The organism is Pedobacter agri PB92, from assembly GCF_000258495.1.
In the GTDB taxonomy this organism is placed as follows: domain Bacteria; phylum Bacteroidota; class Bacteroidia; order Sphingobacteriales; family Sphingobacteriaceae; genus Pedobacter; species Pedobacter agri.
The window spans coordinates 1-847 of record NZ_AJLG01000343.1 but is presented as its reverse complement, the minus strand read 5'-3'; the positions used below and the strand labels follow the sequence as shown (position 1 = coordinate 847).

Genomic DNA, 847 nt, shown 5'->3' with positions numbered 1-847 from the left:
AATTAATTAATCACTAAAACGAAATTTCAAAATGAAAAATGCATTCAAATTAGGCTTCTTAGCTATCGCTTTATCTTTATCAGTTGCTGCTTGTAACTCAGAAAAAAAAGGCGAAAGTACTGATACTTTAGGCGCTGATACTACAATCACTGCTGATACAACTATTAAAACTGATACTACTGTTGCTGATACAGTTGTTAAAGCTGATACTACTGTTGTTAAAAACTAATTAATTTTAGAAAATATAAAAAAGGCTCCGGAAATTTCCGGAGCCTTTTTTTGTTATCGTCTTTCGAGAATTGCACTAATAACCTCTTACGCTTTAAAATTTATCTGATTTAAAACCTCTAAATCCATCAATTGTAGTAAATTTGCGGCAAAATTATAATCCGCATAATGAATTTAACCTCACTACAAGCAATTTCACCTGTTGATGGTCGCTACAGAAAGACTACAGAAAATCTAGCAAACTACTTTTCAGAGGAAGCTTTAATAAAATACCGTGTTTTTGTAGAAATTGAATATTTCATCTCATTATGCGAAATTAATTTACCTGGTTTAGAAAATTTCGATAAAAGCCTTTTTGCCCAATTACGTCAAATACATGAAAATTTTTCAGAAACTGATGCTTTGGAAATTAAAGAAACTGAAAAAGTAACCAATCATGATGTGAAGGCGGTTGAATATTTCATTAAGGCTAAATTCGACACACTCTCCCTTCAGGATTATAAAGAGTTTATCCATTTTGGTTTAACCTCTCAAGATATTAATAACACTGCCATTCCTTATTCCATTAAACTGGCGCTAAACGAAAGTTATTATCCAGCTATTGCTTCAGTGTGTACGT

Annotated in this window: 2 protein-coding genes; both read left to right on the top strand. The window is 31.8% G+C overall.

The features are described from left to right. Positions 1–31 precede the first annotated feature (31 nt). A complete protein-coding gene (locus ON09_RS23800; protein ID WP_010603575.1) occupies positions 32–229 on the top strand; it encodes a hypothetical protein in 198 nt (65 codons plus the stop codon). Between the two features lie 167 nt (positions 230–396). Further along, a partial coding sequence (locus ON09_RS23795; protein ID WP_010603574.1) for a lyase family protein occupies positions 397–847 on the top strand: 451 nt, incomplete at its 3' end.